Origin of the sequence: Secundilactobacillus angelensis (genome assembly GCF_012641075.1) — a bacterium.
GTDB lineage: Bacteria > Bacillota > Bacilli > Lactobacillales > Lactobacillaceae > Secundilactobacillus > Secundilactobacillus angelensis.
In genome coordinates this window covers 1-440 of record NZ_JAAXLJ010000078.1, presented here as the reverse complement: position 1 = coordinate 440, position 440 = coordinate 1, and the positions used below count along the sequence as shown (strand labels likewise).

Annotated in this window: 1 pseudogene; it reads right to left on the bottom strand. The window is 48.9% G+C overall.

What is annotated here, in order from left to right:
* Nucleotides 1-440 (bottom strand): annotated as a pseudogene (locus HC026_RS12430) (hypothetical protein); the annotation flags it as partial.

Genomic DNA, 440 nt, shown 5'->3' with positions numbered 1-440 from the left:
GAACCGGCACTCGTGACGTCGTCACCGGCATGCTGGATCATGGCCGAATTCTTCAGACTGTCAGCTTGCTTCTTCAAGTCGGTAATCGCACTTGAAGCTGAAGCTAAGCTCTTATTGGCATTACTGAATGCGGTCGAAGCAGTTGATGCTGCTGAGCTATCTTTAGCTGAAACCGCACTGCTGTATGCAGTTGAAGCTGAGGATGCTAATGAAGCCGCCGTTGAAGCTGCAGTGGATTGCGTTGTAGCCGAATCACTTACAGTTGATAAGTCAGTGTTTTGCTTACCCAATGTGGCATCACTTGGACGATTTGTAGCCAAACTGTTAGTTACTGTTGAATCACTCGTAATCGTGCTCAAGTCATTCTTGACATGGGCACTCGTGGCGATACTGCCAAGACTGTTCAGACCGCTGTTGGCACTTGATGCAGTGGAAGCAGC